Annotated in this window: 24 protein-coding genes; 11 read left to right on the plus strand and 13 right to left on the minus strand. The window is 68.3% G+C overall.

The features are described 5' to 3' along the window. The first annotated feature begins 51 nt into the window (after window positions 1-51). On the plus strand, window positions 52-1,215 hold the full coding sequence (gene hsaA / locus IU450_RS12620; protein ID WP_195149953.1) for a 3-hydroxy-9,10-secoandrosta-1,3,5(10)-triene-9,17-dione monooxygenase oxygenase subunit: 1,164 nt from the start codon (window positions 52-54) through the stop codon (window positions 1,213-1,215). Further along, complete coding sequence (locus IU450_RS12625) at window positions 1,215-2,069, plus strand: alpha/beta fold hydrolase (RefSeq protein WP_195149954.1); 855 nt, start codon at window positions 1,215-1,217, stop codon at window positions 2,067-2,069. Before hsaA ends, IU450_RS12625 begins: the two co-directional genes overlap by 1 nt. Window positions 2,070-2,088: 19 nt before the next feature. Here IU450_RS12625 and IU450_RS40890 read toward each other — a convergent pair whose 3' ends face one another. The 4 genes from IU450_RS40890 to IU450_RS12645 form a co-directional block, all read right to left on the minus strand. After that, window positions 2,089-4,362 carry an ATP-binding protein gene (locus IU450_RS40890; RefSeq protein WP_195149955.1) on the minus strand — a complete coding sequence of 758 codons (2,274 nt, stop codon included), beginning with the start codon at window positions 4,360-4,362 and terminating at the stop codon, window positions 2,089-2,091. 73 nt (window positions 4,363-4,435) lie between these two features. After that, window positions 4,436-5,665, minus strand: a complete 1,230-nt coding sequence (locus IU450_RS12635) for a bifunctional 3,4-dihydroxy-2-butanone-4-phosphate synthase/GTP cyclohydrolase II (RefSeq protein ID WP_195149956.1) — start codon at window positions 5,663-5,665, stop codon at window positions 4,436-4,438. Between the two features lie 61 nt (window positions 5,666-5,726). Next, window positions 5,727-6,302, minus strand: a complete 576-nt coding sequence (locus IU450_RS12640; RefSeq protein ID WP_195149957.1) for a PadR family transcriptional regulator — start codon at window positions 6,300-6,302, stop codon at window positions 5,727-5,729. A gap of 38 nt (window positions 6,303-6,340) precedes the next feature. Continuing rightward, the gene (locus tag IU450_RS12645) at window positions 6,341-7,180 is read right to left on the minus strand and encodes an IclR family transcriptional regulator (RefSeq protein ID WP_195149958.1); all 840 of its coding nucleotides are present in this window, start codon (window positions 7,178-7,180) and stop codon (window positions 6,341-6,343) included. 224 nt (window positions 7,181-7,404) lie between these two features. On the opposite strand from IU450_RS12645, the gene IU450_RS12650 reads away from it, so the two are divergent. The 6 genes from IU450_RS12650 (at window position 7,405) to IU450_RS12675 (ending at window position 11,644) form a co-directional block, all read left to right on the plus strand. After that, the gene (locus tag IU450_RS12650; RefSeq protein WP_228834447.1) at window positions 7,405-7,911 is read left to right on the plus strand and encodes a flavin reductase family protein; all 507 of its coding nucleotides are present in this window, start codon (window positions 7,405-7,407) and stop codon (window positions 7,909-7,911) included. Window positions 7,912-8,004: 93 nt separating this feature from the next. Further along, on the plus strand, window positions 8,005-9,144 hold the full coding sequence (locus IU450_RS12655) for a Rieske 2Fe-2S domain-containing protein (RefSeq protein WP_195149959.1): 1,140 nt from the start codon (window positions 8,005-8,007) through the stop codon (window positions 9,142-9,144). A 13-nt stretch (window positions 9,145-9,157) separates the two neighbouring features. Then, entirely contained in the window at window positions 9,158-9,385 is a 228-nt protein-coding gene (locus tag IU450_RS12660; protein ID WP_195149960.1) for a hypothetical protein, read from the plus strand. A 50-nt stretch (window positions 9,386-9,435) separates the two neighbouring features. Then, window positions 9,436-10,506 carry a 2Fe-2S iron-sulfur cluster-binding protein gene (locus tag IU450_RS12665; protein ID WP_416382860.1) on the plus strand — a complete coding sequence of 357 codons (1,071 nt, stop codon included), beginning with the start codon at window positions 9,436-9,438 and terminating at the stop codon, window positions 10,504-10,506. Window positions 10,507-10,521: 15 nt separating this feature from the next. Further along, window positions 10,522-11,409 (plus strand): VOC family protein, encoded by an 888-nt coding sequence (locus IU450_RS12670; RefSeq protein ID WP_195149961.1) that lies wholly within the window; start codon window positions 10,522-10,524, stop codon window positions 11,407-11,409. A gap of 88 nt (window positions 11,410-11,497) precedes the next feature. After that, window positions 11,498-11,644, plus strand: coding sequence for a DUF1059 domain-containing protein (locus IU450_RS12675; RefSeq protein WP_195101874.1), 147 nt, complete (start codon window positions 11,498-11,500; stop codon window positions 11,642-11,644). A gap of 76 nt (window positions 11,645-11,720) precedes the next feature. Here the strand turns inward: IU450_RS12675 and IU450_RS12680 are convergent, their stop codons facing one another. Beyond that, complete coding sequence (locus tag IU450_RS12680; protein ID WP_195149962.1) at window positions 11,721-11,972, minus strand: DUF2630 family protein; 252 nt, start codon at window positions 11,970-11,972, stop codon at window positions 11,721-11,723. A gap of 249 nt (window positions 11,973-12,221) precedes the next feature. Further along, on the minus strand, window positions 12,222-12,818 hold the full coding sequence (locus IU450_RS12685) for a TetR/AcrR family transcriptional regulator (RefSeq protein WP_195149963.1): 597 nt from the start codon (window positions 12,816-12,818) through the stop codon (window positions 12,222-12,224). A 65-nt stretch (window positions 12,819-12,883) separates the two neighbouring features. Between IU450_RS12685 and IU450_RS12690 the strand changes: the two genes are divergently transcribed. Then, window positions 12,884-14,182 (plus strand): DUF3533 domain-containing protein, encoded by a 1,299-nt coding sequence (locus IU450_RS12690; RefSeq protein ID WP_195149964.1) that lies wholly within the window; start codon window positions 12,884-12,886, stop codon window positions 14,180-14,182. A gap of 14 nt (window positions 14,183-14,196) precedes the next feature. On the opposite strand, the gene IU450_RS12695 is transcribed toward IU450_RS12690, so the two are convergent. Then, window positions 14,197-16,428, minus strand: coding sequence for a glycoside hydrolase family 3 C-terminal domain-containing protein (locus tag IU450_RS12695; RefSeq protein WP_195149965.1), 2,232 nt, complete (start codon window positions 16,426-16,428; stop codon window positions 14,197-14,199). Between the two features lie 83 nt (window positions 16,429-16,511). Here IU450_RS12695 and IU450_RS40895 point away from each other — a divergent pair, with 83 nt between their 5' ends. Beyond that, window positions 16,512-17,126 (plus strand): TetR/AcrR family transcriptional regulator, encoded by a 615-nt coding sequence (locus tag IU450_RS40895; RefSeq protein WP_195149966.1) that lies wholly within the window; start codon window positions 16,512-16,514, stop codon window positions 17,124-17,126. Window positions 17,127-17,194: 68 nt separating this feature from the next. Continuing rightward, complete coding sequence (locus tag IU450_RS12705) at window positions 17,195-20,113, plus strand: UPF0182 family protein (protein ID WP_195149967.1); 2,919 nt, start codon at window positions 17,195-17,197, stop codon at window positions 20,111-20,113. 38 nt (window positions 20,114-20,151) lie between these two features. Here IU450_RS12705 and IU450_RS12710 read toward each other — a convergent pair whose 3' ends face one another. The 6 genes from IU450_RS12710 to IU450_RS12735 all read right to left on the minus strand — a co-directional run bounded on the left by IU450_RS12710 (window position 20,152) and on the right by IU450_RS12735 (window position 25,235). After that, window positions 20,152-20,733 (minus strand): DUF2165 domain-containing protein, encoded by a 582-nt coding sequence (locus IU450_RS12710; protein ID WP_195149968.1) that lies wholly within the window; start codon window positions 20,731-20,733, stop codon window positions 20,152-20,154. A gap of 231 nt (window positions 20,734-20,964) precedes the next feature. After that, window positions 20,965-21,834 carry an alpha/beta fold hydrolase gene (locus IU450_RS12715; RefSeq protein WP_195149969.1) on the minus strand — a complete coding sequence of 290 codons (870 nt, stop codon included), beginning with the start codon at window positions 21,832-21,834 and terminating at the stop codon, window positions 20,965-20,967. A 186-nt stretch (window positions 21,835-22,020) separates the two neighbouring features. Further along, a complete protein-coding gene (msrA, locus tag IU450_RS12720) occupies window positions 22,021-22,536 on the minus strand; it encodes a peptide-methionine (S)-S-oxide reductase MsrA (protein WP_195149970.1) in 516 nt (171 codons plus the stop codon). Next, on the minus strand, window positions 22,533-22,988 hold the full coding sequence (gene msrB, locus IU450_RS12725; protein WP_195149971.1) for a peptide-methionine (R)-S-oxide reductase MsrB: 456 nt from the start codon (window positions 22,986-22,988) through the stop codon (window positions 22,533-22,535). The genes msrA and msrB overlap by 4 nt, the downstream gene beginning before the upstream one ends. 148 nt (window positions 22,989-23,136) lie before the next feature. Beyond that, the gene (locus IU450_RS12730; protein WP_195149972.1) at window positions 23,137-24,297 is read right to left on the minus strand and encodes a hypothetical protein; all 1,161 of its coding nucleotides are present in this window, start codon (window positions 24,295-24,297) and stop codon (window positions 23,137-23,139) included. Between the two features lie 11 nt (window positions 24,298-24,308). Beyond that, window positions 24,309-25,235 (minus strand): metal-dependent hydrolase, encoded by a 927-nt coding sequence (locus IU450_RS12735; protein WP_195149973.1) that lies wholly within the window; start codon window positions 25,233-25,235, stop codon window positions 24,309-24,311. Window positions 25,236-25,364: the final 129 nt, after the last annotated feature.

The following is a 25,364-nucleotide window of genomic DNA, read 5'->3' on the forward strand; positions in this document are numbered from 1 at the left end:
CCGGACCGGCTTAGCGTCGAAACGAAGGCACTACGAGGAGGACTACCGGATATGACCAACAAGGTGCTCGATCGGGTACGGGATCTGCTGCCCGCGATCCGTGAGCGAGCCGCCGACACCGACCTGCGGCGCAGAGTGCCCGAGCAGAGTATCCGGGAGCTGACCGAGGCGGGGGTGTTCCGCATGCTGCAGCCGTCCCGCTTCGGCGGCGACGAATCCTCACCGGTCGCGTTCTACGAGGTGATCCGCGCCGTCGCCACCGCATGCCCGTCCACGGCGTGGGTCGCGTCGGTGCTGGGTGCGCACCCGTGGCAGCTGGCGCTGTTCCCGCTGCGGGCGCAGGAGGACGTGTGGAGCCCCGATCCGGACACTCTGGTCTCGTCGTCGTACGCGCCGACCGGCAAGCTGACGCCGGTCGAGGGCGGCTTCGAGATCAGCGGTCGCTGGAGTTTCTCCTCCGGGTGCGATCATGCCCGGTGGGCCTTCCTCGGTGCGGTCGTGCCGGACGACGACGGGGGAGCGGTGTACCTGACCGTTCTGGTGCCGCGCACCGACTACCGCATCGAGGACGTCTGGCACGTGTCCGGGCTGTCCGGGACCGGCAGCAACGACATCGTCATCGAGAACGCGTTCGTACCCGTCCACCGGACCTACCGCGCCAGTGACCAGGCCGCCTTGCGCGGGCCGGGCCAGGAGGTCAACACCGCTCCGCTGTATCGCATCTCGTTCGGCGCGGTGTTCTCCAACACGATCACCGCCCCCATCATCGGCGCCGCGCAAGGCGCCTACGAAGCGCACATCGAGCGCATGCGCGAGCGGGTGCGGATCTCCTACGGCGGGCAGAAAGCCGCCGAGGACCCGTTCGCGCACGTCCGGGTGGCCCGCGCCGCCTCCGAGATCGACGCGGCCGTCCTGCAGATGGAGCGCAACATCGGCGAACAGCTGCGTTATGCCGAAGCAGGCGAGGGGATCCCGTTCGAGCTGCGGGTACGCAGCCGCCGCGACCAGGTGCGCGGCACCGAACGCGCCATCGAGGCCATCGACCTGCTGTTCGACAACTCCGGCGGCCATTCGATCCGCAAACCCAACCCGATCGAGCGGCACTGGCGCGACGCGCACGCCGGGAGCGTGCACGTCATCAACGACGTAGAGCGCGCGCTCGTGCTGTACGGCCGGAACGCGTTCGGCCTGCCGGTCACCGATCGGATGATCTGATGACACTCACCGCCGAGAGCACCACGCGCCGGAGCACGACCGGTGGGCTTACCCTGCGGTACCACGAAGCGGGGTCGGGCGCACCGCTGGTGCTGCTGCACGGCTCTGGACCCGGCGTCTCCGGCTGGGCCAACTTCGGCGCGAACCTGCCGGTACTGGCCGAGCGTTTCCGCTGCCTGATCATCGATCAGCCGGGCTTCGGCGCCAGCGGCCGTCCGGAGGTCTACGAACGCAACTATCTGCGCATCTCCGCCGAAGCGGTGCTGGGGTTGCTCGACGACCTCGGCCTGGAACGTGTTCATGTGCTGGGGAATTCGATGGGCGGCGCGGTCGCGACGTTGCTGGCGCTGGAACATCCCGAACGGGTCGATCGGCTGGTGCTGATGGCCCCCGGTGGCGTCGGGGTGAACGTGCTCGGGCCGGAACCGTCCGAAGGCATCACGCGGTTGCTGGAGTTCAACGCCGAGCCCACCCGGGAGCGCCTGCTGCCGTGGCTGCGCACCATGGTGTCGGATCCGGCGACCCTGACCGACGAGCTGATCGATGCCCGGCTGAAAGCCGCCTCGGATCCGTCCGCCGTCACCGCGCTGCGCGACGCCTACGCGACCTTCGCCGACCCGGCTCTGGCCGAACCGATTCCGCTGTGGGCGCGGTTGCGTGGCCTGCGCGCGCAGACCCAGATCCTGTGGGGCCGCGACGATCGGGTGACACCGGTCGAGGCGGCACTGTTGCCCGCGCGGCAGATCCCGAACGCGGATCTGCGGGTTTTCGCCCGCTGCGGCCACTGGGTGCAGATCGAGCGCAAGCCGGCATTCGAACGGGCGGTCGTCGATTTCCTCACCGCCGGGCTCTGATCGCCCGGGCCGACAGCGGTCACACGTCGTGATCCCGGACCCAGCCCGCGATCTGGGTCCGGGAGGTGAAGCCCAGCTTGGTGAGTATGTGCTCGACGTGGGTCTCCGCCGTGCGCACCGAGATCACCAGGTCTGCGGCGATGCGTTTGTTGCTGTGGCCGGCCGCCACCAGCCGGGCGACGTCCTTCTCCCGGCGAGTGAGGACGTCGGCCGCCGCCTCGGACACGACCGGAGCGGGGTGCGCGGGGGCGGCGACGCGGCCCAGCGCGTAGTCGATCGCCTCGTCCAGCGACAACGCCGCGCCGCTGTCGAAGATCTGTTGGAACACTGTCGCGCCCAGCGCTTCTCGCACCTCGTTGCGCATCTTGTCGCCGAGGACGCCGGTGATGGCGTGGGCGAGACGTACCGTGCTGCGCGCGAGGATCTCCGCGGCGCCGAGCAGGCGAGCGGCCCGCTCGAAGTCACGGCGCGCGACCGCCGTCCAGGCCAGCCCTTCGAAGGCCGAGGCCAGCCAGACGCATCGGTCGAACAGGCTGAACATCTCGATGGATCTGGCGAGGTACTCGGTGGCGGCATCCTGGTCGCCGTGCCGCCAGCGATCCAGTCCCATCGACCACTGCGCCAACCCGCCGAGCAGGTGCGATCCCCGCGCGGCGGCCACCGCAAGGAGCCGTTCGGCGAGAACGGTCGAGCGCGTTTCCTCCAGCACCAGCGCGCACACGAAGGCGAAGGCGAGGCTGTCCATCTCCATCGCGTGGTGGCCGCACTCCGCGGCCAGATGGCTGGCCGTCTCGGCCAATTCGAGCGCCCGAGCGGTGTCGCCGTCGTTGAAGGCCAGCAGCGCCGAGTCGAGCATCGCCTCGGCGAGGATGTCCGGAGCGTTGAGTTTCCTTGCCAGCGTCACGCATTCGTCCACCAACTGGCGAGCGGACCCGCGATCGGACAGCAGTGCGGCGAGCGAGGCGGCCGCGGACAGTGCGCGTGCGCGCGGCTGTGTCGGTTCACCGGATTTCGCCAGCGCGTCGGTCAGCCAGCGATAGCCCTCGGTGAGGAAGCGGTTGTGCTCCCAGAACGGTCGCAGCACCGCGGCCATCTCCAGCGCCGGCTCCGGCGCGCCCGCGAGGCCGCACTGCAGCGCCGCGCGCAGATTCGCGTGCTCGCGGTTCAGTTCGCGGAACCAGGCGACGTCGTCGGAGCTCCAGTACGCGGTGCGGCCGCGCAGCGCCAGCCCGCGGTAGTGATCGAGGTGGCGCGCTCGCGCCGCGGGTTCGCCGCCGCGTTCGGCCAGCCGGTCGTGGGCGAACTGCCGGATCGGCTCCAGCATCGCGTACCGGCCGACGTCGCCGTCGTAGCGCAGACTCAATACGGATTTGTCGACCAAGCCGGTGAGCGCGTCGAAAAGCGTCCGATGACCGGCCTCCACCACGCACACGGCCTCGGCCGCTTCGATGTCGAAACCACCGGCGAACACCGACAGCTGCTCCCACAGCCGCTGTTCGGCCGGGGTGCACAGGTCGTAGCTCCAGCGGATCGCGCCTTCGATGGTCTGCTGTCGCTGCGGCGCGAGGCGCGGTCCCGCGCTGAGCAGGCCCATTGTGTCGTCGAGCCGGGCCAGGATCTGTTCGGGGGTGAACAGGCGAAACCGCAACGCGGCCAGTTCCAAGGCCAGCGGAATGCCGTCGAGCCGTCGGCAGATCGCAGCGAGCGCACCACGGTTCGTGGCCGTGGCCGCGAAGCTGGGGTTGGCGGCCCCGGCCCGTTCGGCCAGCAGCCGCATCGCATCGCTGTCCGCGGTCTCGTCGTCCGGTAGCGGCAGGGGTGCGACGGGCATGACCTGTTCGCCCTGCACCCCCAGCACCTCCCGGCTGGTCGCCAGTACCCGCACATCGGGGGTGGTGGCCACGATCCGGCCGACCAGCCGCGCGCAGGCATCGATCAGGTGCTCGCAATTGTCCAGGATCAACAGCAACCGTTTGTCCGCGAGGAACTCGGTCAGTCGTGGCAGCGGTGCCGCCGTGTCGTCGCGCAGGGCCAGCACCTCCGCGACGGTCACCGTCACCAGATCGGGATCGTGCACGTCGGCCAGCTCGACCAGCCACACACCGTCCGGGAATGCCCGCGCGACCGTGACGCCGACCTGGCGGGACAGCCGTGTCTTGCCGACGCCGCCCGGCCCGAGCAGGGTCAGCACCCGGGTCGTCGGCAGCAGCCTCTTCGCGGCGGCGAGTTCCTCCCGGCGCCCGACGAAGCTGGTGACCTCGGCAGGTAGATTGCCGATGGGACGCCGCGCCATGGGTGTCAACCCTAGGTACCGCGCGTGGCGCGCAAGAGCGTTCTGGACAAATTCGACTCCGGACCGCCGGTTCTCATCGGACGGCGACCGCGGCGTCGACCTCGGTCAGCTGGTGGCGCATGCGGTCGCGCTTGGCGCGCAGATAGCGTACGTTGTGCTCGGTCGGTCTGGCCTGCAACGGTATTCGCGTCTCGACGGCGATGCCGTACTCGGTCAGCCCGGCTTGCTTGGCCGGGTTGTTGCTGAGCAAGCGGACCGACCGCACACCCAGATCGGCGAGGATCCGCGCGGCGGCGTCGTAGCGGCGAGCATCGACGGGCAGCCCGAGCCGCAGGTTCGCGTCGACCGTGTCGGCGCCCTCGTCCTGGAGCTCGTAGGCACGCAACTTGTTCAGCAGGCCGACGCCGCGCCCCTCCTGGCCGCGCAGGTAGACCACGACCCCGCGTCCCTCGGCGGTCACGGCCTGTAGAGCGGCGTCCAACTGCTCGCCGCAGTCGCAGCGCAGCGAGCCGAACGCGTCGCCGGTGAGGCATTCCGAGTGCACCCGGGTGAGCACGTCCCGGTCCCCGGGCGCACCGAACACGAGTGCGAGATGTTCGGCGTGGTTCGTCTCGTCCCGGTAGCCGACCACCCGGAACTCGCCGAAACGGGTGGGCAGGCGGGTCTCGACGATCCGGACGACGCCCGACTCGAGCCGGTGGCGGTAGCCGATCAGATCGGCGATGGAGATGATGGGGATGCCGTGCACCCGGGCCATGGTCAGCAGCTCGGGCAGCCGGGCCATCGACCCGTCGTCGCGCACCACCTCGGCGATGACTCCGGCCGGGCGCAGACCTGCCAGCCGCATCAGGTCGACCGCGGCTTCGGTATGGCCGGGCCTGCCCAGCACGCCCGCCGGGTGCGCCCGAAGTGGGAACACGTGCCCGGGGCGAGTGAGGTCACCGGCCGTGGTGGCGGGATCGGCGAGCAGGCGCATGGTGCGCGCGCGGTCGGCGGCCGATATGCCGGTGCCGATGCCCGCCGCGGCATCCACGGAGACCGTGTACGCCGTGCCCTTCGGGTCTTGATTCACCGCCGTCATCGGTGGCAGTTCGAGCCGGTCCAGGTCGCCGCCCGCCATGGGAACGCACAGGACGCCGCTGGTGTGCCGCACCAGGAACCCGATGTTCGCCGCGGTCGCCTTCTCCGCGGCGAGCACCAGATCGCCTTCGTTCTCGCGGTCCTCGTCGTCCACGACGAGCGCCATGCCCCCGCTCGCGATCGCCGCCACCGCGGCAGGCACCGTGTCCAGTTCACCGGTCATCATCCGCCACCTCCATATGCCTAATCGAAATATGACGAGGCAGGAAGAACCAGGCGGCGTCTCACTCAGTGAGGCGATCGATGTCCGTGAGCAGCTCCCTGGCGAAATCGCGCTCGGCCTCGTAGTGCCGCACACACCAGCGCAGCACGAGTTCCGGATAGGCCCAGTCCGGATTCGCCTCGGCGCCCTGCGCGTCGGCCTCGGCCCGCTTGCGCATCTTCTCGGCGTAGGCGATGTGCTCGGTGAGGATCTCGCGCATCCGGTCGGGCTCGGCGAGATTGCCGAGCCACGCCCGCAGCATCACGCTGTGCTTGAGCACCGGCGCCTCGACCGGCGCGTGGTTGACCCAGTTCGCGGCGGCCGCACGGCCTTCCGGCGTGATGGCGTACATCCGCTTGCCGCGCACACCGTCCTCGTGCACCACCGTGCGGGAGGTGGCGTAGCCGTGCTTCTCCAACCGTTTGAGTTCGGCGTAGATCTGGCTGAACGACGGACTCCAATAGAAGAATTGCAGACTCCAGTCGGCCCACTTCTTCAGGTCGTAGCCGGAGAGTTCGTCGGCGTGCGAGAGCATTCCGAGCACGGCCCACGCGGTGGTCGGCAGATCGGGCACCGCGGGTGTCACGCCATCGGTCATCGTCGGACTGTACCGCCCAGGCATATGCGGATTCGGAACTAGCGCCAGCGCGCCCGGCGCGGGAACAGCGCCCGACCGGCCTCGTGGGAGATCTCGAGCAGCACCCGCGCCAGCTTGTCGAAGCTCATCGCGTCCGCCCGCCCGGACAGCGACAGGGCAGCGGGTGCGGTGCCTCGGCCGCGCATCGGCGCTGCGACGCAGGCGATTCCGTCCATCGATTCCTCGCGGTCCAGCGCCACGCCCTGCCGCAGCCGGATCTGGGCCAGGTTGCGGTGCAGCGCGTCGGGCTCGGTGATGGTGTGCGCGGTCAGTCGGGGCAGACGGGAAGGGAACGCCGCTTCGGCGATACTCGGCTCCAAGCCGGCCAGCATCGCCTTCCCGAGCGCGGTGCAGTGCGCGGGCATGCGGCCGCCGAGGCGGGTCGGCAGCATCGCCGCCAAACGGCCACCGGCCTTGTCCAGGTAGACGACCTCGCGTCCGTCGAGCACCGCGAGATGCCCGACCATGCCGGTGCGCTGACACAGCTCGTGCAGCAGCGGGCTGACGGCGTCGCGGATCTCGTTGTGATCGGCGGTCAGCCCACCCAGTTCCAGGGTGCGCATGCCCAGCCGGTACCCGCCGGAGGTGTGGGCCAGCCAGCGCAGCCGGATCATCTGGTCGAGGATCCGGTGGACCGTCGAACGCGGCAGGCCGGTGCGCTCCACCAGACCGAGCAGCGTCAGCGTCGGGGTGGCGGCGTCGAACGCGTCCAGGATGAGCGTCATCCGCTCGATCATCGACACCGGCACGTCGGCGCCGGGATCAGCCGCCTTGGGGCGGGCGCGGTGTGGGACACGGCCGGTGCTCGGCTGCGCGTCGGGCAGCAGGGTGACGGTCATCGGAACCTCCGTCGGTCGGATTCGGTCAGCGTCGACCAGGCATCAGGTGCTCGATCGTTTGTGTCTCCCATCACACTGACGGGTTCGTGACCGTGCCGAATCGGGAGAACTACGTAGCTTCCACGGATCTCCATCTCGGTGACCGGACACCGATCTTGACGCCCGCCCGGCGGAGCCTGCTGTCATAGCTATCAGGTATATGCCTGACCGCAATAGGAGGCCCGATGGAACCGGTGCTCGAGATGGACGGATCGCCGCTGGACGTGCGCGACTTCAAGGCCGTGCTCGGTCGCTTCTGCACGGGTGTCACGGTGATCACCGCGCGCTCGGAAGACGGGCCGGTCGGATTCACCTGCCAGTCGTTCTCGGCGCTGTCGCTGCAGCCGCCCGCGGTGTGCTTCTGTCCCGCGCGCACGTCCACGTCGTGGCCGCGTATCCGCACGGTCGGCCGGTTCTGCGTCAATATCCTGGCCCACGACCAGCAGGAGATCTGCAGGCAGTTGGCGCGCAGCGGCGCGGACAAGTTCGCGGGCGTCGACTGGGCGCCTTCGCCGAACGGGTCGCCGCGGCTGGCCGGAACCATGGCGTGGCTGGACTGCGATCTGGAGCAGGAGGTCGACGGTGGTGACCACACCATCGTGATCGCCCGCGTCACGGCGCTGTCGGAGCATCGGGAGGCCGCGCCGCTGCTGTTCTACCGCTCCGCTTTCGGACGGCTCGATGAGGCCTGAGCGTCTCCCGGCCAGTGGGACTTCACATTTCCGCGCCGGCATTCGGAAACGAAATATCGAGGCGACAAACGTGCGCGAATTGTGGAGGAACCGATGACTACCGACCCCGAGATTCGAGTGATCGACGCGGGCGCTCCGCCGGCCCGGTACGCGCGCGGCTGGCACTGCCTGGGACTCGCGGCGGACTTCCGGGACGGGAAACCGCACACCGTGGAGATCTTCGGCACCGAACTGGTGGTCTTCGCCGGCTCGGGCGGAGAGCTCTCCGTACTGGACGCCTACTGCAGGCATATGGGCGGCAACCTCGGAGACGGCCGGATCAAAGGGGACTCGATCGCCTGCCCGTTCCACGACTGGCGCTGGGGCGGCAACGGTCGCTGCACCGGCATCCCCTACGGCCGCCGCGTGCCGCCCCGGGCGCGGACCCGCTCATGGCCGACGTTGGAGCAGAACAAGCAACTGTTCGTGTGGAACGACCCGGAAGGCAATCCGCCGCCGGAACAGGTCACCATCCCGCGCATCGAGGGCGCGTTCAGCGACGAGTGGACCGACTGGACCTGGAACACCATGGCGATCGACGGCGCCAACTGCCGCGAGGTCATCGACAACGTGGTGGACATGGCGCACTTCTTCTACGTGCACTTCGGGTTCCCCACCTATTTCAAGAACGTCTTCGAAGGCCACATCGCCAGCCAGTACATGACGTCGGTCTCGCGCGAGGACATGATGGGAGAGACCGCGAAGGCGTTGGGCGGCAAGAACGTCCTGCACTCCGACGCCTCCTATTACGGCCCCTCCTACATGATCGACCACTTGCGCAGCGAGAGCGCGGGCCTGACGGTCGAGGGCATCCTCATCAACTGCCACTATCCGGTCTCGCCCACGAAATTCGTGCTGCAGTACGGCGCGATCGTGAAGAAGCCGCACGGCGTGCCCTCCGAGCAGGCGGAGGAGATCGCGGCGAAGTTCGCCGGCGGTCTGGGACGCGGCTTCGAACAGGACGCCGCGATCTGGCAGCGCAAGACCCGCATCGACAACCCGCTGCTGTGCGAGGAGGACGGACCCGTCTACCAGCTGCGCCGCTGGTACGAGCAGTTCTACACCGACGTGGCCGATGTCGACCCGAAGATGACCGACCGCTTCGAATTCGAAGTCGACACCACCCGGGCGGTCACGGCGTGGGAGGCGGAGGTCGCCGAGAATCTCGCCGAGCGCGCCGCCGCCGAAGCCTGAGCGGGATCGGTATATGGAACGAATCACCTGCCGCACCTGCGAAACCTGTGTGCTGGTCGAGAAGTTCAGTCCGCAGCACACCAGCGTGCAGTGGAGCGGTGCCGCGGTGGCGGCGTGCGCCGAGTTCGCCGGAGTGGACAGCGCGCGGAGGCGGACGTGCGCGGCGCTGCGCGACAGCATCGATGCCGCCGTCGCGGGCGGACTGCTCGTGGTCGGCACGCGGGACGGGGATGTGCCGTGAGCGTGGACCACGCGACGACAACCGTGGACGACCGGAGAGGAGACACGACAGTGGATCGGGTCGAAGCGGCCGTACCGTCGGCGCCTGCCGCCATTCCCGCCGGAATCCTGAGCCTGCGCGTGACCCGGGTGATCCGGGAAACCGGCGATGCGATGTCGCTCGAGCTGGAACCGGCGGCGCAGCAGTCGAATTCGATCGACTATCGCCCCGGCCAGTTCCTGACCTTGCGGATACCGAGCGAGCTGACGGGCTCGGTGAGCCGCTGCTACTCGTTGTCCAGTGCGCCGCACGAGGGCGGGCCGCTGAAGATCACCGTCAAGCGGACGCCCGGCGGCTACGGATCGAATTGGCTGTGCGACAACGCCGTGGCAGGCACGGCCGTCGACGCGCTGCCACCCGCCGGCGTCTTCACCCCCACGTCGCTCGACGACGACCTGCTGCTGTTCGCGGCGGGCAGTGGGATCACCCCGGTGCTGTCGATCCTGAAATCGGTGCTGGCGGCAGGGGCGGGGCACTGCACGCTGATCTACGCCAACCGCGACGAGCGATCGGTGATCTTCGCCGCCGAACTCGCCGATCTCTCGGCCCGGCATCCTGGGCGCCTGCTCGTGGTGCACTGGCTGGAGACCGTGCAGGGGCTGCCGACCCGCGCGCGGCTGGCGGCGCTGGCGGGGCCGTGGTCGGATCGCGAGGCGTTCGTCTGTGGCCCGGGCCCGTTCATGGACGCCGTCTGCGCCGCGCTCACCGGGCTGGGCGCCGACCGCAAGCGCGTGCACGTCGAGAAATTCGTGTCGCTGCACGGCAATCCGTTCGAGGCCGATACGTCGCAGGTGAGCGACCCGGCCGACAGCGCCGCGGTGGAAGTCGAACTCGACGGCGAGACGCGTGTACTGCCCTGGCCACGCCAACAGGTCTTGCTCGACGTGTTGCTGGCCAACGGGCTCGCGGCGCCCTACTCCTGCCGGGAGGGCGCGTGCAGCGCCTGCACCTGCCGGGTGGTCGCGGGGGAGGTCCGGATGCGGCACAACGAAGTTCTCGACGACGCCGACCTGACCGAGGGCTACGTGCTGGCCTGCCAGGCGGTCCCGGTCACCGACACGGTGCAAGTCACCTATTCCTGAGGAGTACGACGAACAATGGCTGACATCGCCTCGCTCGGTTACGTCCGAGTCGCCATCGCCGACGTGGACGCCTGGCGCGCCTTCGCCTTCGACGTGATGGGCTTCGCGCAGGCCACCGGACCGAATCCGGACAGCGTGTACCTGCGGATGGACGAGCACGCCTATCGCTTCGAACTCGTTCCCGCGGAGCAGGATCGAGTGCTGGCCGTCGGCTGGGAGGTGCGCGACTATCGCGCACTCGCCCGGCTGCGGGAAACGCTGGAACAGGCGGGCGTCACGGTCACACCGCTCGGCCAGGAGCAGGTCGACGCACTGCGCGTGGAAGAAGCCTTCACCTTCACCGACCCCGCCGGGTTCACCGTGGAGGTCTTCCACGGCCCGGTGCTCGATCACAGCCCAGTTGTCACCGCGCACGGGCACAGGTTCGTCACCGAGGGACTGGGGCTCGGCCACGTAGTGCTGCCGGTGCCGGACCTGGAGGAGGCGAACCGTTTCTACTGCGAGGTTCTCGGATTCCTGCCCCGTGGCTCGTTCCGGGTGCCGACCCCGCCCGGCGTCGGCCCGGTGCGCGTTCGATTCCTGGGGGTAAACCAGCGCCACCACAGCCTCGCCCTGATCCCCGGCACCCGCGCCGGCGGCCCGGGCCTGGTGCACATCATGGTCGAGGTCGACCAGCTCGACGCCGTCGGCCGGGCGCTCGACCGCGTCATGCGCGCGGGCTACCCGCTGTCCTCGACCCTGGGCAGGCACACCAACGACAAGATGATCTCCTTCTACGTCCGCACTCCCGGCGGCTGGGATCTCGAATACGGCACCGAGGGCGCGTTGGTCGACGAGTCCACCTACAGCGCCGAGGAGATCACCGCCGACAGCTACTGGGGCCACGAATGGTCACGCGGCTGACCCACGGAGGGCGCGGACGAGATCCGGTCCGCGCCTGCTCGATCCCGTCGCTGGGCCTAGACTGTCGGTTCGAGTAGGAAGGACGCTGATGAAGCGGAGACTGAACTGCCCCTGCGGAGAATCGATCGTCGGAACCGACGAGGACGATCTCGTGGAGAAGACACAGGCTCATCTGGCCGAGAACCATCCCGGACACGAGTACTCACGCGACGAGATCCTGTTCATCGCGTACTGATGCGGACGTCGGCCTGCGTCTGGGATCTGTGTACGGACAGCGAGACTACGATGCTCGCCCACTGCTGAGCCGCGAATCACCGCCTGTCTCTGGGCAGCCGGGCGGCGCGACGTACCGGAATCTCGTCGTAGTCGATGCCCATCCTGGCTCGGCGGCGCGCCCGCAGGCGACGGAGCAGGTCCCACTGCCGGTCGAGTTCGTTCTCGATCCGGTGTAACTCTCGCAGGTCTTCGTTGGTCACATCGCGTCCCACCAGGGACCGCTCGAAGGCGTGCTCCTCGTCGGCGAGCCGGTTGATCCGCGCGAGAACGTCCTTTTCCTCGTCCAAGTCTCCTCCTCGGTGCACAGCCGGGGATCACCTTCGTCGGCGCCGGAGGAACCTTCGCCTGCCGATCGGCGCCGCCGACTCGAGCCGTTGTCCGGCGTACTCCATCCGCTCCTGATCACCCTCGCAGAACTCCGGGCCTTCCGCGTGCACCCGGCAGGACGAAGTCGGCCCCGCTATCTCGACCTGCTGGACCCATACGGCCGGGAACCGGGTCGCCCCGCCTCGTCGCCGCGACCTATCGCGACGGAATCATCTCGGGCGCAGGCCGTCGATCATGTGCGTGATGGTCTCGTCCAAAAGTTCCTCGGCGGTCTCCGCGGCGATCACGCCGGACCCGACGAAGGTGGCCAGGCCCTGCAGCGTCGCGACCGCGGAGAGCGCGATGCGGCGCGGGTCGCCCTCGATCACCTCGCCGAGTCGCTGGGCTTCGGCGATGAGCGCGACGGGGGTCGCGAACGCGGCGTCCACCGCCTGGGACATCGCGTCGCCCGCCGCCGGGCTGTGCCTGCGCGCGAACATCAGCGCGACGAGCGCCGGGTTCTCGGTCGCGAAGCGAAGATAGGTACGGGCCAGGCCCCGGATGTGCCCGTCGATGGAGCCCGCTGCCGCGGTCTGCTCCAGGGCGGCCGCGAGGCGCTCGAACCCGGATACCGCGATGGCGTCCAGCAACGCCTGCTTGTCCTTGAAGTGACGGGTGGGGGCGGCGTGGCTGACTCCGACGTCTCGCGCCAGCCGGCGCAGCGACAGGCCGTCGACGCCGGACTCGCGCAGTGTCGCCTCGGCCCGCTGCAGCAACTCGGCGCGCAGGTCGCCGTGGTGATAGGACCGGCTTCGGGTGATCGGCATGGTGTTTGCAGGATAACAAAATGTAGGCATTGCCTACTTTGTAGGCAGTGACTACATTTGCTGGCATGACGGTCCGGACCTTCACCGCCCCGATCGCAGTGCTCATGGTCTTCGCGGCACTGCTCGCCACCATGTATCTCGGCTACGCCGGCAATACCGAGAAGAATCTGCACGACTTCCCGGTGGCCTTGGTGAACCAAGACGTCGGTGACACGCTCGACGGCAAGCCGGCAAACATCGGCGCCCAGGTCGCCGACGCGCTGGTCGCCGGTATCCCGGAGGAGAAGATCGATCTGCGCGTCGTCGGTATCGCCGAGGCGCGCAAGCAGTTGCAGCACGGCGAGGTCTACGGCGCCATCGTCATTCCGTCCGACTTCACCAAGCGGCTGGCGATCCTCGGCGCGTCCGCCGTGGTCCCCGGGCAGATCGAGCGGCCGGTGATCACCGTCCACACCAACCCCCGGATCGGTCCGTACACCACCGGGATCATGCAGCGCATCGCGGACCGCGCCCTGAACCAGGTGGACGTGACCGTCGGCAAGAATTTGACCGACCAGGTGAACTCCGCCCTCGCCGCGGGGCCGGGCGCGCCGGCCGAGCTCAGTGGCGCTGCCCGTCTGATGCTCGCCGACCCGGTGCAGATCGTCACCGCGCCGTATCGCCCCATGGACGACGGCGCCGGGCAAGGGCTCGTCGCGTTCTTCTACACCTTGATCCTGTTGCTGGCCGGCTTCACCGGCGCCATGATCATCCACACGCTCGTCGATTCGGTCCTCGGTTTCACGCCTACCGAGTACGGCCCGTGGTTCGTCCACCCGCCCGCCACCGGGATCTCCCGCTTCCGCACCCTGCTCCTGAAGTGGGCGGTGATCGTCACCGCGGCCCCGATTCTGTCCGGGATATTCCTCGCCGTCGCAGCGGCACTGGGCGTTCCGCTGGGCAGCCCGCTGCTGCTGTGGCTCTACGGGACGCTGGCCATCGTCGCCGTCGGCGTGACCGCGCTGGCCGTCCTGGCCGCCTTCGGCACCGCCGGACTGCTGGTCAACCTGATCCTGTTCGTGGTACTCGGCCTGCCGTCCTCGGCCGCCACGGTGCCGCTGGAAGCGACGCCCGCCTATATCGCGCACCTGGCGGCTTTCGAACCGATGCACCAGATCTACCTGGCCGTGCGCGCGATCCTGTTCTTCGACGCCCGCGCCGTAGCCGGTTTCGGCCAGGGGCTGTGGATGACGTTGCTCGGCCTCGGAATCGGCCTGCTCCTCGGCGCGACGGCCACGCTCGCCTACGACCGCCGCGGACTGCACCGCGCCACAGCGCCCACCGAGAGCGCACCCGTCGCCGGTGCTCCGGCCGTCGCCGGATAAGGGCGGACCGGTCCTCAGTCGTCGGCGGCGGCCAGGAGCGCGTCCAGCTTTCCGGGGTCGACGCCGAAACCGGTGAGGCGGTTGAGCGGGATGGCTGCGATCATCCGCATCATGTCCACGCCGAGTGCCGTTGCGTCGCCCATGCTTTCGGACATGCTGCCGAACGCTTCCGCCAGCGCGGCCGCGGCCGTCGGATCGGCCAGTGCCTCACCGAGGGTCGACTCCGCCGTGATCGGGATCCGTAGTTCGTCTCCGGCGAGGTCGATCTGCCCGGTGACGCGCAGATCCCGGCTCGAAGCGCCCGCCCAGACCTGGTAGCTACCGCCCTCCACGACCCAGCGGTCGACGCGGGTCTCCCAGTAGGCCAGGTCGTCCCGGGCAAGGAGGATCGAGACCTCCTCGCTCGCACCGGGTTCCAGCTCGGCGGTGACCGCGACGCCCTTCAGCTCCCGAGCCGGACGCGTGACGGCGGAACCGGGCACCGCCGTGTACACCTGCACCACCTCACGACCCGCGCGGGAACCAGTATTGGTGACCAGGACACGCACCGTGATTCCCGCCGCGTCCGCCGCGAGCGCCGAATCGGCGTACTCGAATGTGGTGTAGGACAGGCCGTGCCCGAAGGGGTAGGTCACGTCCATGTCCCGGCTGTCGTACCAGCGGTAGCCCACGTAGAGACCCTCGCCGTAACGCACGTGCGAGTTCTCACCGGGGAAGTTCAGGTAGGCCGGGGTGTCCTGCAGCCGTACCGGCACTGTTTCCGCGAGTCGACCCGACGGGTTCACCACACCGAACAGCACGTCGGCGAGTGCGCCGCCGCCTGCCTGGCCGAGCAGACCGCCGTCCAGGATCGCAGGCGCCGGCGCGGCCACCGGGGCCAGCCGGACCACTCCGCCGTGCGCGAGCACCACCACGGTGTCCGGTTGGGCCCGCACCACCGCGTCCAGCAGGTTGAGCTGATCGGCGGGCAGTTCGAGATGTTCCCGGTCGAACCCCTCGGATTCCTGGGTGGCGGCCAGGCCCAGGAAGAGCACGGCCACATCCGCCTTCTCGGCGGCGGCGACGGCTGCGGCGCGCAGCGCGGCGTTGTCCGCCTCGGTGTCGCTCGTGGTGAATCCCCGGCTGTAGGAAACGGTTCCGTCGCCGGACAGCGCGCGGATCTCGTCGAGTGGCACATCGAGCCGGGTCGGGGTGACGTGCGAGCTGCCGCCGCCCTGGTATCGCGGTTCCACCGCGAATTCGCCGATCACCGCCAGCGAGCGCCCCGGAGTGAGCGGCAGGAGGTCACGGTCGTTGCGCAGCAGCACGACGCAGCGCGCGGCGATCTCGCGGGCCAGCCGATGGTGCTCGTCGGCGTTGTCCGGCGCGTCGCCGAGCTCCCGTCCGGCCACCACCCTCGCCGCCAGCCTCGCCACGTTCCGCGCGGCGCGGTCGACGTCCGCCGGGTCGAGGGCGCCCTCGGCCATGGCCGCCACCACCTGTGTGTCGGAGACGCCGCTGCCGCCGGGCATCTCCAGATCCAGCCCGGCCGTCACGGAGGCGGTCCGGTCGGCCACCGCGCCCCAGTCGGAGACCACCGCGCCGTCGAATCCCCATTCGCCACGCAGCACGTCGGTGAGCAGCCAGCGATTCTGCGCGGCATGCACACCGTTGATCCGGTTGTAGGAGCACATCACCGTCCACGGCCGCGCGGTACGCACGATGTGGGCGAACGCGCGCAGGTAGATCTCGCGCAGCGGGCGCGGGTCGATGTCGGAACTCATACGCATCCGATCGTGCTCGGCGTTGTTGGCGGCGAAATGCTTCAGCGAGGCGCCCACTCCGGTGCTCTGCAGACCGGTCACCCATGCCGCGCCGAGCAGGCCGGTGAGCAGCGGATCCTCCGAGTAGTACTCGAAATTGCGCCCGCCGCGCGGATCCCGCTTGATATTGACGCCCGGCCCCAGCAGCACATCGACGCCCAGCGCGCGGGCCTCCCGGCCGAGCGCTTCACCCACCCGCCGCACCAGCTCGGCGTCCCAGCTCTGCGCGAGGCCGACCGCGGGCGGGAAGCAGGTGGCGGGCAGGCTCGCGGCCAGCCCGAGGTGATCGGTCGCGCCGGGCTGCCTGCGCACACCGTGCGGGCCGTCGGTCAGGGTGACCGAGGCGACCGGACCGATCGCCTTCGTGGTCCAGAAGTCGGCGCCGCTGCCGAGCGCCGCGCGGTCTTCCGGCGACAGGTCGGTGAGGTCGGGGTCGCTCGTCATCGCAGCTCCTCGGGTCGAAACCGATACCGAAAACAGTATGCCATTCGGTTTTCGTGGTGGGGCGATCCGAGTACAGTCGCGACGTGGTTCGGCGCGGCGCGTATTCGAAAGGGATCGCCAAACGAGAGGAAATCCTCGAGGCGGCGCTCGAGATCGTGGCGCGTGTCGGATACAGCCGGACTACCGTGCGCGAACTCGCCGAGGCCGTCGGCCTGAGCCAGACCGGCCTGCTGCACTACTTCGGCAGCAAGGAGGAGCTTTTCGCCGCCATCCTCGCGCGGCGCGACGAGGCCGACCGCGATACCTTCACCGCCCCGGCCGTGCCGCCCGACCTGCCCACAGCGCTGATCCGCCTGATCCGGCACAACGCGGAGGTACCCGGCCTGGTCGAGCTCTACGCTCGCTTCTCCGCCGAAGCCACCCGTCCCGAGCACCCCGCCCACGACTACTTCCGCGACCGCTACCGCACCGTCCGGACCGCCCTCACCCGCGCCGTCGCCGACCTCCGCGAATCCGGTCGCCTGCCCGCTGATCTCGACCCGGACCGCTTCGCCGTCATCGCCATGGCCCTGCTCGACGGCCTGCAGACGCAGTGGTTGTACGACCCGGCCGTGGACATGGCCGACCACCTGACCTACCTGTGGGAGCTGATCGAACGCGTCGGAAACGGAGCCGAGCGGTCGCGCCCACCCCGGTAGAATCGGGATCAGCGGTTTCGCGTCGGCCGTACCCTTATTCGGCCGGGCGACAGCCACGGGAGTGGGAAATGAGCGTACGCGACGGCCCCAGCCTGCGGCGGTTGCATCGCAGCACTCGGGTGCTGGTGATCGCCGCCACGGTGTTCGTCGTGTCGATGCTGATCGTTCCCCGCCTGATCAGGGCCTATGTCAGCTGGCTGTGGTTCGGTGAGGTCGGATTCCGCGGTGTCTGGCTCACCGCGCTGCTCACGCGCCTGTCGCTGTTCCTGGTAGTCGGCCTGCTCATCGGCGGTGCCGTGTTGGCGGCGATATGGCTCGCCTTCGCGTTCCGTCCGCCGTTCGTCCCCCGTGCCGGGGAGGAAGACAGCCTCCGGCCGTATCGGGCAGTGGTGTTGCGGCGGCCGCGGCGATTCGGGGCGGGCATCGCCGTCACACTCGGCCTCATCTGCGGTTTGATCGCGCAATCGAGCTGGATGAGAGTCCAGCTGTTCCTCCACGGCGGGTCCTTCGGTGTGTCCGACCCCCAGTTCGGGCACGACGTCGGGTTCTACGTCTTCGATCTGCCGTTCTACCGACTCGTCGTCAACTGGCTGTTCGCGGCCGTCGTACTCGCGTTCCTCGCCTGCCTCGCGACGCACTATCTGTTCGGCGGGCTGCGTCTGTCCAGGAAGGCAGGTGGCCTGACGCATGCGGCCCGTGTGCAGCTCGCGGTGCTGGCGGGCACGTTCATCGTGTTGAAGGCCGCCGCCTACTGGCTCGACCGGTACTCGTTGCTCGCGAGCCGCAGCAAGGAGCCCACTTTCGCGGGCCCCGGCTACACCGACATCAACGCCGTGCTGCCCGCCCGCTTGATCCTCTTCGCGATCGCGGTCATCTGCGCCGCGGCGGTATTCGCCGCCGTCGTCGTGCGCGATCTGCGCATTCCCGCGATGGCCGCCGCGCTTCTGCTGCTGTCATCGATCCTGGTGGGAGCCGTCTGGCCATTGGCCGTCGAGCAGTTCTCGGTCCGCCCGAACGCCGCCGACATGGAGCGCGCCTATATCGAACGCAACATCGCGGCTACTCGGCAGGCGTACGCGATAGGCAGCGACCGGGTCGATTACCAGCCCTATTCCGGAGTCGGTACCAAGCCGCCGACCGAGGTACCGGCGGACGCCACGACGATCGCGAATATGCGTCTACTGGATCCGAACGTACTGTCCCGAACGTTCACCCAGCAGCAACAGCTGAAGAACTTCTACAGCTTCCCGCCGCATCTGGACCTGGATCGGTACCGCGTCGGTGGGGAACTGCGCGACTACGTGGTCGCGGCGCGCGAGCTGACCCCGAGCGCGCTGAGCGGTAACCAGCGCCACTGGGTCAACCGGCACACCGTCTACACCCACGGGAACGGGTTCGTCGCCGCGCCCGCCAACCGCGTCAACGCGGCCGTCCGCGAGGCCGCCGGGGATGCCGCCAGCAGCAACAGCGGATACCCCATCTACGCGGTCAGCGACATCGCCTCGCAAGCATCCGGGAACCAAGTGATCCGGGTGGACCAGCCGCGTGTCTACTTCGGAGAAGTGATCGCGGGCGCCGACCCGGACTATGCCATCGTCGGCGGCGGCACCGAGCCCCGCGAGTACGACACCGATTCCACCAAGTACACCTACACCGGCGCAGGGGGCGTATCGATCGGGAACTGGCTCGACCGGCTCGCCTTCGCCGTGACCTACACCGAACGCAACATCATCTTCTCCAAGGCGATCGGTCCGGAGTCGAAGATCATCTTCAATCGCGATCCGCGTCATCGCGTCGAACTGGTCGCGCCGTGGTTGACCACCGACAACAACCCCTACCCGGCGGTGGTGGACGGACGGATCGTCTGGATCGTCGACGCCTACACCGCCGTCGACGGCTACCCCTACGCCAAGCACAGCTCGCTCGAGGCGCTCGAGCCGGGCGACGATACCGACCGCGGTTCCCCGCACGAGGTGTCCTATGTGCGGAATTCCGTCAAAGCCACGGTCGACGCGTACGACGGTACGGTGACCCTCTATCGAGTCGACCGGCAGGACCCGGTACTTGCGGCGTGGATGAAGGTCTTCCCCGGCACGGTCGAACCCGAGGAGTCGATCTCTCCGGAACTGCGCGCCCACTTCCGCTACCCGGAGGACCTGTTCACGATCCAGCGCGAGATGCTCGCCAAATACCACGTGGACGAACCGCGAGAATTCTTCACCACCAATGCTTTCTGGTCGGTGCCCAGCGATCCCACGGTGGAGACCAACCCCCACCAGCCCCCGTTCTACGTCCTGCTCGGCGGCCAGGACACCGCCGAGCCGTCGTTCCGGTTGTCCAGTGCGATGGTCGGGTACAACAGGGAATTCCTCTCCGCCTACATATCCGCCCATTCCGACCCCGAGGACTACGGCAAGCTCAGCGTCTTGCAGCTGCCCACCGACACGCTCACCCAGGGGCCGCAACAGATCCAGAACTCGATGATCTCCGACACCAGAGTGGCATCCGAGCGGACCCTGCTCGAGCGGTCGAACCGGATTCAGTACGGCAACCTGCTCACCCTGCCGATCGCCGACGGCGGCGTGCTCTACGTGGAGCCGCTGTTCACCGAGCGGATCTCGACGACACCGAACGCCTCGACGTTCCCGCAGCTGGCGCGGGTGCTGGTGAGTTACCGCGAACCCGGTACCGGCGGTGTCCTCGTGGGCTACGCGCCGACCCTCGCCGAGGCGCTCGACCAGGTGTTCGGCCCGGGGACCGGCAGACTCGCCACGCCGCCCGGCGGTGGCCCCGGCGTTCCACTGCCACCGAGTCAACAGCCGACCGGGCCGCAGCCCACCGGGCCGCAGCCGGCGCAACCGCCGACGGAAGCCACTCCGCAGGATCAGGCGAAGATCGCCGAACTCAACGCGCAGATCGACGAAATCCGCGCCGCCCTCGAACGTCTCCAGAAGCAGCTGAACGAACTCGATCGCAACGGTCGCTGATGCTCGCGTCGCCGATCAGCGCGGAAATCGCCTTGCGCCTACTTCGATTCCGTTGTCGGCGCGACACTTTCGGCGGCGGGATCGGGCTGCGTGTCCGGCAGGTGAACGAGAATAAGGCCCACGCCCGCGATGAGGAAGTTCTGCAACGCGGCGGACGACGCGTTCACGTCGTCGTTGGCCCACATGCGGAACCATTCGCCGCCGACGGTCAGGAACCCGCCCGCGAACAACAGCACCGCCATGGTCCAGCCCAGGCTCGACAGTTTCACGGCCACATCGAGACCGGCTCGCAGCCTGCGCGGCCGTCCGGTCAACACCCGGCCCCACGCGCCTCCCGCGGCCAGTAGCACGAAAGCGATCAGGAACTCCCAGATAACCACCAGGATGTAGGCGACGAGCGCGACATTGCCGTTGGTGATCGCGCGCCAGTCCGTGCCCGGATGGTGGATCGTCGCCTTCATCGACAGCACGGCGGCCACACCGTTGCGATTGGTGTCGGTGTCCACGCAGTTGGTGAACGCGACGAACAGATAGTAGAAGCCGGTGATGGTGGCCAGTGCCGCCACCGCCATCCGGCGGCTACCCACCACATCGAGAACCTTTGTGCCACCGTGCGTCATCTGCCTACCTCAGGTCGACTGGCATGTATGTCCGGACATCCAGGCGCCGACGATCATATAGGGTCTCCGATCGTGCCTACTCCCCATTGCGGGGAGCCGAAGTCGGCGTCGAGCGGATCGAGAAGCCTTATAACGCAGGTGGTTCCGGCCCGTCGCGCGGCCGGACGGCATCGTCGAGCCAGCCCGTACCCGAGGGCCGCCGTAGTGGCCGCCCTCGGGTACGGGCTGGCGTCAGATGTTCCCGTCGAGTACCTCGCGCAGCTTGTGCGCGAAGGCTTCCGGCTGTCCGGCGTACCCGAACTCTCCGTCGAGGAAGCCGCCGTGGTGGCTGGGGAACACGGTCGCCCGCTGACCGAGCAGTTCGGCGGTCGCGACAGCCGTACGTCCGGTGAACGTGCCCGCGGACTCCGCACCCACGGCGAGCACGACACGAGTCGGCGCCGCGGCCAGCGCGGCCACATCGGGCCGGTAGCTGCTGACCGCCCAGGACCGGTCGGACAGCAGCGGGTCGTCCCGGGAACCGTCGTCCTCCGACGGCATCCCGAACAGCGCGGGGTCCGCGGCGGGCTGGGCGAAGTAGTCGTCGGTGAATTCGCCTTGCCACGACGTCATCGCGAGGAAGGCTGCCATGCCCGCGCCGAAACCCTTGGCCTCGTAAGCGTCGCGTACGCCGGCACGGGCGCGCTCGGCTGCCCCGGCGTCGGGCAGCACCGGGATGAGCGGCGGCTCGTGGGCGACCAGCGTGAGCACGTCGCCGGGGTAGGCGACCACGAGCGCGAGCGCGGTGACCGCGCCGCCGCTGCTGGCGAACATCTCCACCGGTCCTGCGCCGAGCGCCTCGATCAGGGCGTGCACGTCCTGGGCCTGTACCTCGGGCGTATGGTCGACGGCGCCGTCTTTGCGAGTACTGCGACCGAGTCCGCGGGGGTCGTAGGTGACCACTGTGCGATCGGGGAAGTGCGCGGCCAGCGCCCGGAAACCGCCGGCGTCCATCGGCTGGCCGATCATGAGCAGCGGTGGGCGTCCCGCGACGGTGGGCAGCGGGCCGTGGACGTCGTAGGCGATGTCGACGCCGGGCGTCTCGAGCAAGTGGGTCGTCATACCACTGTCGACGTCTCCCGCGCCGGAAACTCATCGGACCTCGCGGAGGAACCGGTCCCGAGCGAGGGTCCCTGGAACACGACGGCTGCGCCACCTGGGATGGTGGCGCAGCCGCTTGCTGTGCGCTCCGACCGCTCGGCGGGGTGGCGGGGTGGCGGGCGCGCACCCCGCCGAGTTCGCCGGGTCCTACTGCGCGGTGGTCTGCCGCTTCGGCAGCTTCCACCCCGGGCGGGGGAAGTGGCAGGTGTAGCCGTCGGGGTAGCGCAGCAGGTAGTCCTGATGCTCCGGTTCGGCCTCCCAGAACTCGCTCGCCGGGGTCACCTCGGTGACCACCGTGCCCGGCCACAGGCCCGAGGCATCCACGTCGGCGATGGTGTCGAGGGCGACGCGCTTCTGGTCGTCATCGAGATAGAAGATCGCCGAACGGTAGCTGGTCCCGATGTCGTTGCCCTGGCGGTCCTTCGTCGTCGGATCGTGGATCTGGAAGAAGAATTCCAGCAGTGCCCGGTAGTCGGTCCGCGCCGGGTCATAGACGATCTCCACGGCCTCCGCATGCCCCGGGTGGTTCCGATACGTGGGGTGGTCGTTGCGGCCGCCGGTGTATCCGACGCGTGTCGACACCACCCCTGGCTGCTTGCGGATCAAGTCCTGCATGCCCCAGAAGCATCCACCGGCCAGAACGGCCTTACGCGTGTCGCTCACGCCTCCTCCTTCGCGAAGAGAGTCCTGTACTGCCCGTATCCTTCCGCCTCGAGGTCGTCGAGGTGAATGAACCGCAGTGCTTTCGAATTGATGCAGTACCGCAGGCCGCCCGCCTCGCGGGGGCCGTCGGTGAACACATGCCCGAGATGGCTGTCACCATGCGCCGAACGCACCTCGGTGCGGATCATCAGGTGACCGAAGTCCCGCTTCTCGACCACGTTCGCGGTATCGATCGGCTTGGTGAAACTCGGCCATCCCGTGCCACTGTCGAACTTGTCCACCGAGGCGAACAACGGCTCACCGGACACCACGTCCACGTAGATGCCCGGCTCGTGGTTGTCCCAGTACTCGCCCGTGAACGCCCGCTCGGTTCCGTTCTCCTGAGTGACGTGGTACTGCTCAGGGGACAGGGCGGCGACCGCCGCGGGATTCCGGTTGTACTCCTGTGCCACATGACCTCCTCATATCGGCTCCAGGTACAACCCGTGCGACGGCTCGGAAAATCCCGACCGAGCCGGGCGTCACACTTCGATTCGCTCGATCGCGCACCACGGCGGCCGCGCCCCTCGTCACCGGCAGCTTCGACCAACCGCCGACCCGCTACGCCGTGGGGCTCGCGGCTGTTTCCGGAGCGGGAGCAACAGCGTTTTCCGCTGTCTTTCTCCGCGGCACCGTGAATACGGCGATCACGCACAAGACAGCGATAACGAAGCAGGCGAGCGTGTACCAGAGATTTCCGATGGGGTCTCCCTCGCTCGTCGTGCCGTCGACAGCGCCGAAGAAATCGGGCAACGCGGTCACCCAGAGAAGAGCCATCACGCCCAGATACACCACGCTGTAAACGCGGACGAAGTCGTTCGTATAGGGCGCGGTGTCCGAGGCGCCCCGCCGCAGCCGAAGCCATTGGCGGGTGAGGACCAGGACGGCGACAATGCTGACGACGACCAGTTCGGCGGCGTAGAGGACGCCGCGCACGGTGGTACTACCCATGCCGAACACCGTTGCGGGGATGGGCAACACGGCTGTGCCCAGCGAGGCGAGCACGCCGATGACGACCGTGCGCCAGACCAATTGCGTTCCGGGGAAGGTTTGCCCCTGGTCGACGTGACGGCCGACGAACCATTGGACACAGAACGCGAGCGACATCGGCCACAGGGCGGCGAAGACGACCACGCTCGGAAGCGGTACCGAATCGAACATCGGCTGATTCATCGGATTGTCGATCGACCATTCCCACCAGCGCAACTGCGGGCCGAGGTGGTCGAAGATCTCGTAGAAGGCATGGTGGACGAAGCCCACGCAAGCGGCGCCGACGACAACGCCGTACCGCCGGAAGACTCCGAGTATCTTGACCGTTTCGAAGGCCAGGGTCGCCATGAACGGGTAGATCGCGATGATGTAGAGCGGTAATCGGCCCCAGAGGAATTCCACGGTGAACAAATTGTGCGCGAACATCGTGTCGACGTGCGCGTCGATGCCGAAGGCCGCGGGAAAGTACAGCGGTGGTTCGATGATGAACAGGTACGCGGTCGCGCCGAACCAGAGCACCAGGTTGGTGGGATCTCCATGGCGGCGCAACCGCACGGTCGCGTAGACCAGCGCGAGTACCGCGCCGAGGACGATCGTGACTTCGAGGACGGGCAGCGTCCAGTTCTCCAATGCGAAGGGGTTCCGCACCTCGACGAGGCCGCCTGCCTCCTCACACGAGAAGCCGAGCGCTGTCGCGAGCCGATCGAAAGTCGGGGCGCAATGATCTGCCATCGGTCCGGCTCCTAGGGTGCGACCGGGTCGGCGGTGTACCAGTGCGAGACGTCGTATCCGGCCTCGTAGCGCTGGAACCACACGTCGGCGAGTGCGGGCAGTTTCTCGTGGTCCGGGTTGTGCTTCGGCAACTGACTGCGGATGACGCCTGCCAATGCGACGAGCTGCTCACGAAGGGGGAGATGATCGAACGCGCGCGGCATCGGGCCGTGGTCCTGCGCATGCAGGAACGGCAACCACGTGCGTAGCTTCTGCTTGCGCCGGTAGGAGGCGAACATCGACAACGCGTCGACCTTCCGTTCCTCCAGCGGGACGTGCTCGTTGAAGCCCGCGCAGGCCACCCTGATCACTTTCAGCACGTGCCGGAAGATGGACGGAGCCATGCGCATTCGGTAAACGTCGCTGCCGACGACGGAGTCGAAGATGATCAGCGCCGAACTGCGATGCTCGACCTCTTCGACGAAGTGCCAGATGAACAGCGAAGCGACCCGGTCGTCTCCCGGCCGGAACAGGGTCGAGTCGTTGTCGAGCATCAGCTTGAACACCGGCGTGAAGGTCGCCTCCAGATCGGCGGTGTAGGCCAGCCGGTATTCGACCGGAGTTTGCACCGTGAGGCGGTCGAATTCCGCGATCACCTCGTTGAGCGTCTCCTGAAGCCCGGGGTATCGCCGGATCAGGCCGTTGGCATGTTGACGATGAGCGGTGGAGTGCTGCCCCTCCTGCCGCACGAACGCGTCGGCTTCCTCCGCGACCGCCGGATCCGTGATCAGGGGCATGGCCTCGCGAATCATGTTGACGATCATCTTCTCGAAGCCGATCGCCAGGAAGGACACCGCATTGGCCATGGACGAGAAGGCCGGATTCTCCTCGTTCCACAAGAACGGCACGTCGTAGTCGGCGAATGCGAAGCGCATCTTCCGGACTTGAAGCTCGGTCACTGGGCAGTACCTCGTCTTTCGGAATCGAACCGGTCCGGCGGCATCGCCCGGATGCCGCCGAGCCGCGTTGGACGTGATCATACACAGAACGATGTATGTGTATGATCAGAATCGACGCCCGATCCGTGG

It is taken from the genome of Nocardia abscessus (assembly GCF_015477775.1).
Lineage (GTDB): Bacteria > Actinomycetota > Actinomycetes > Mycobacteriales > Mycobacteriaceae > Nocardia > Nocardia abscessus_A.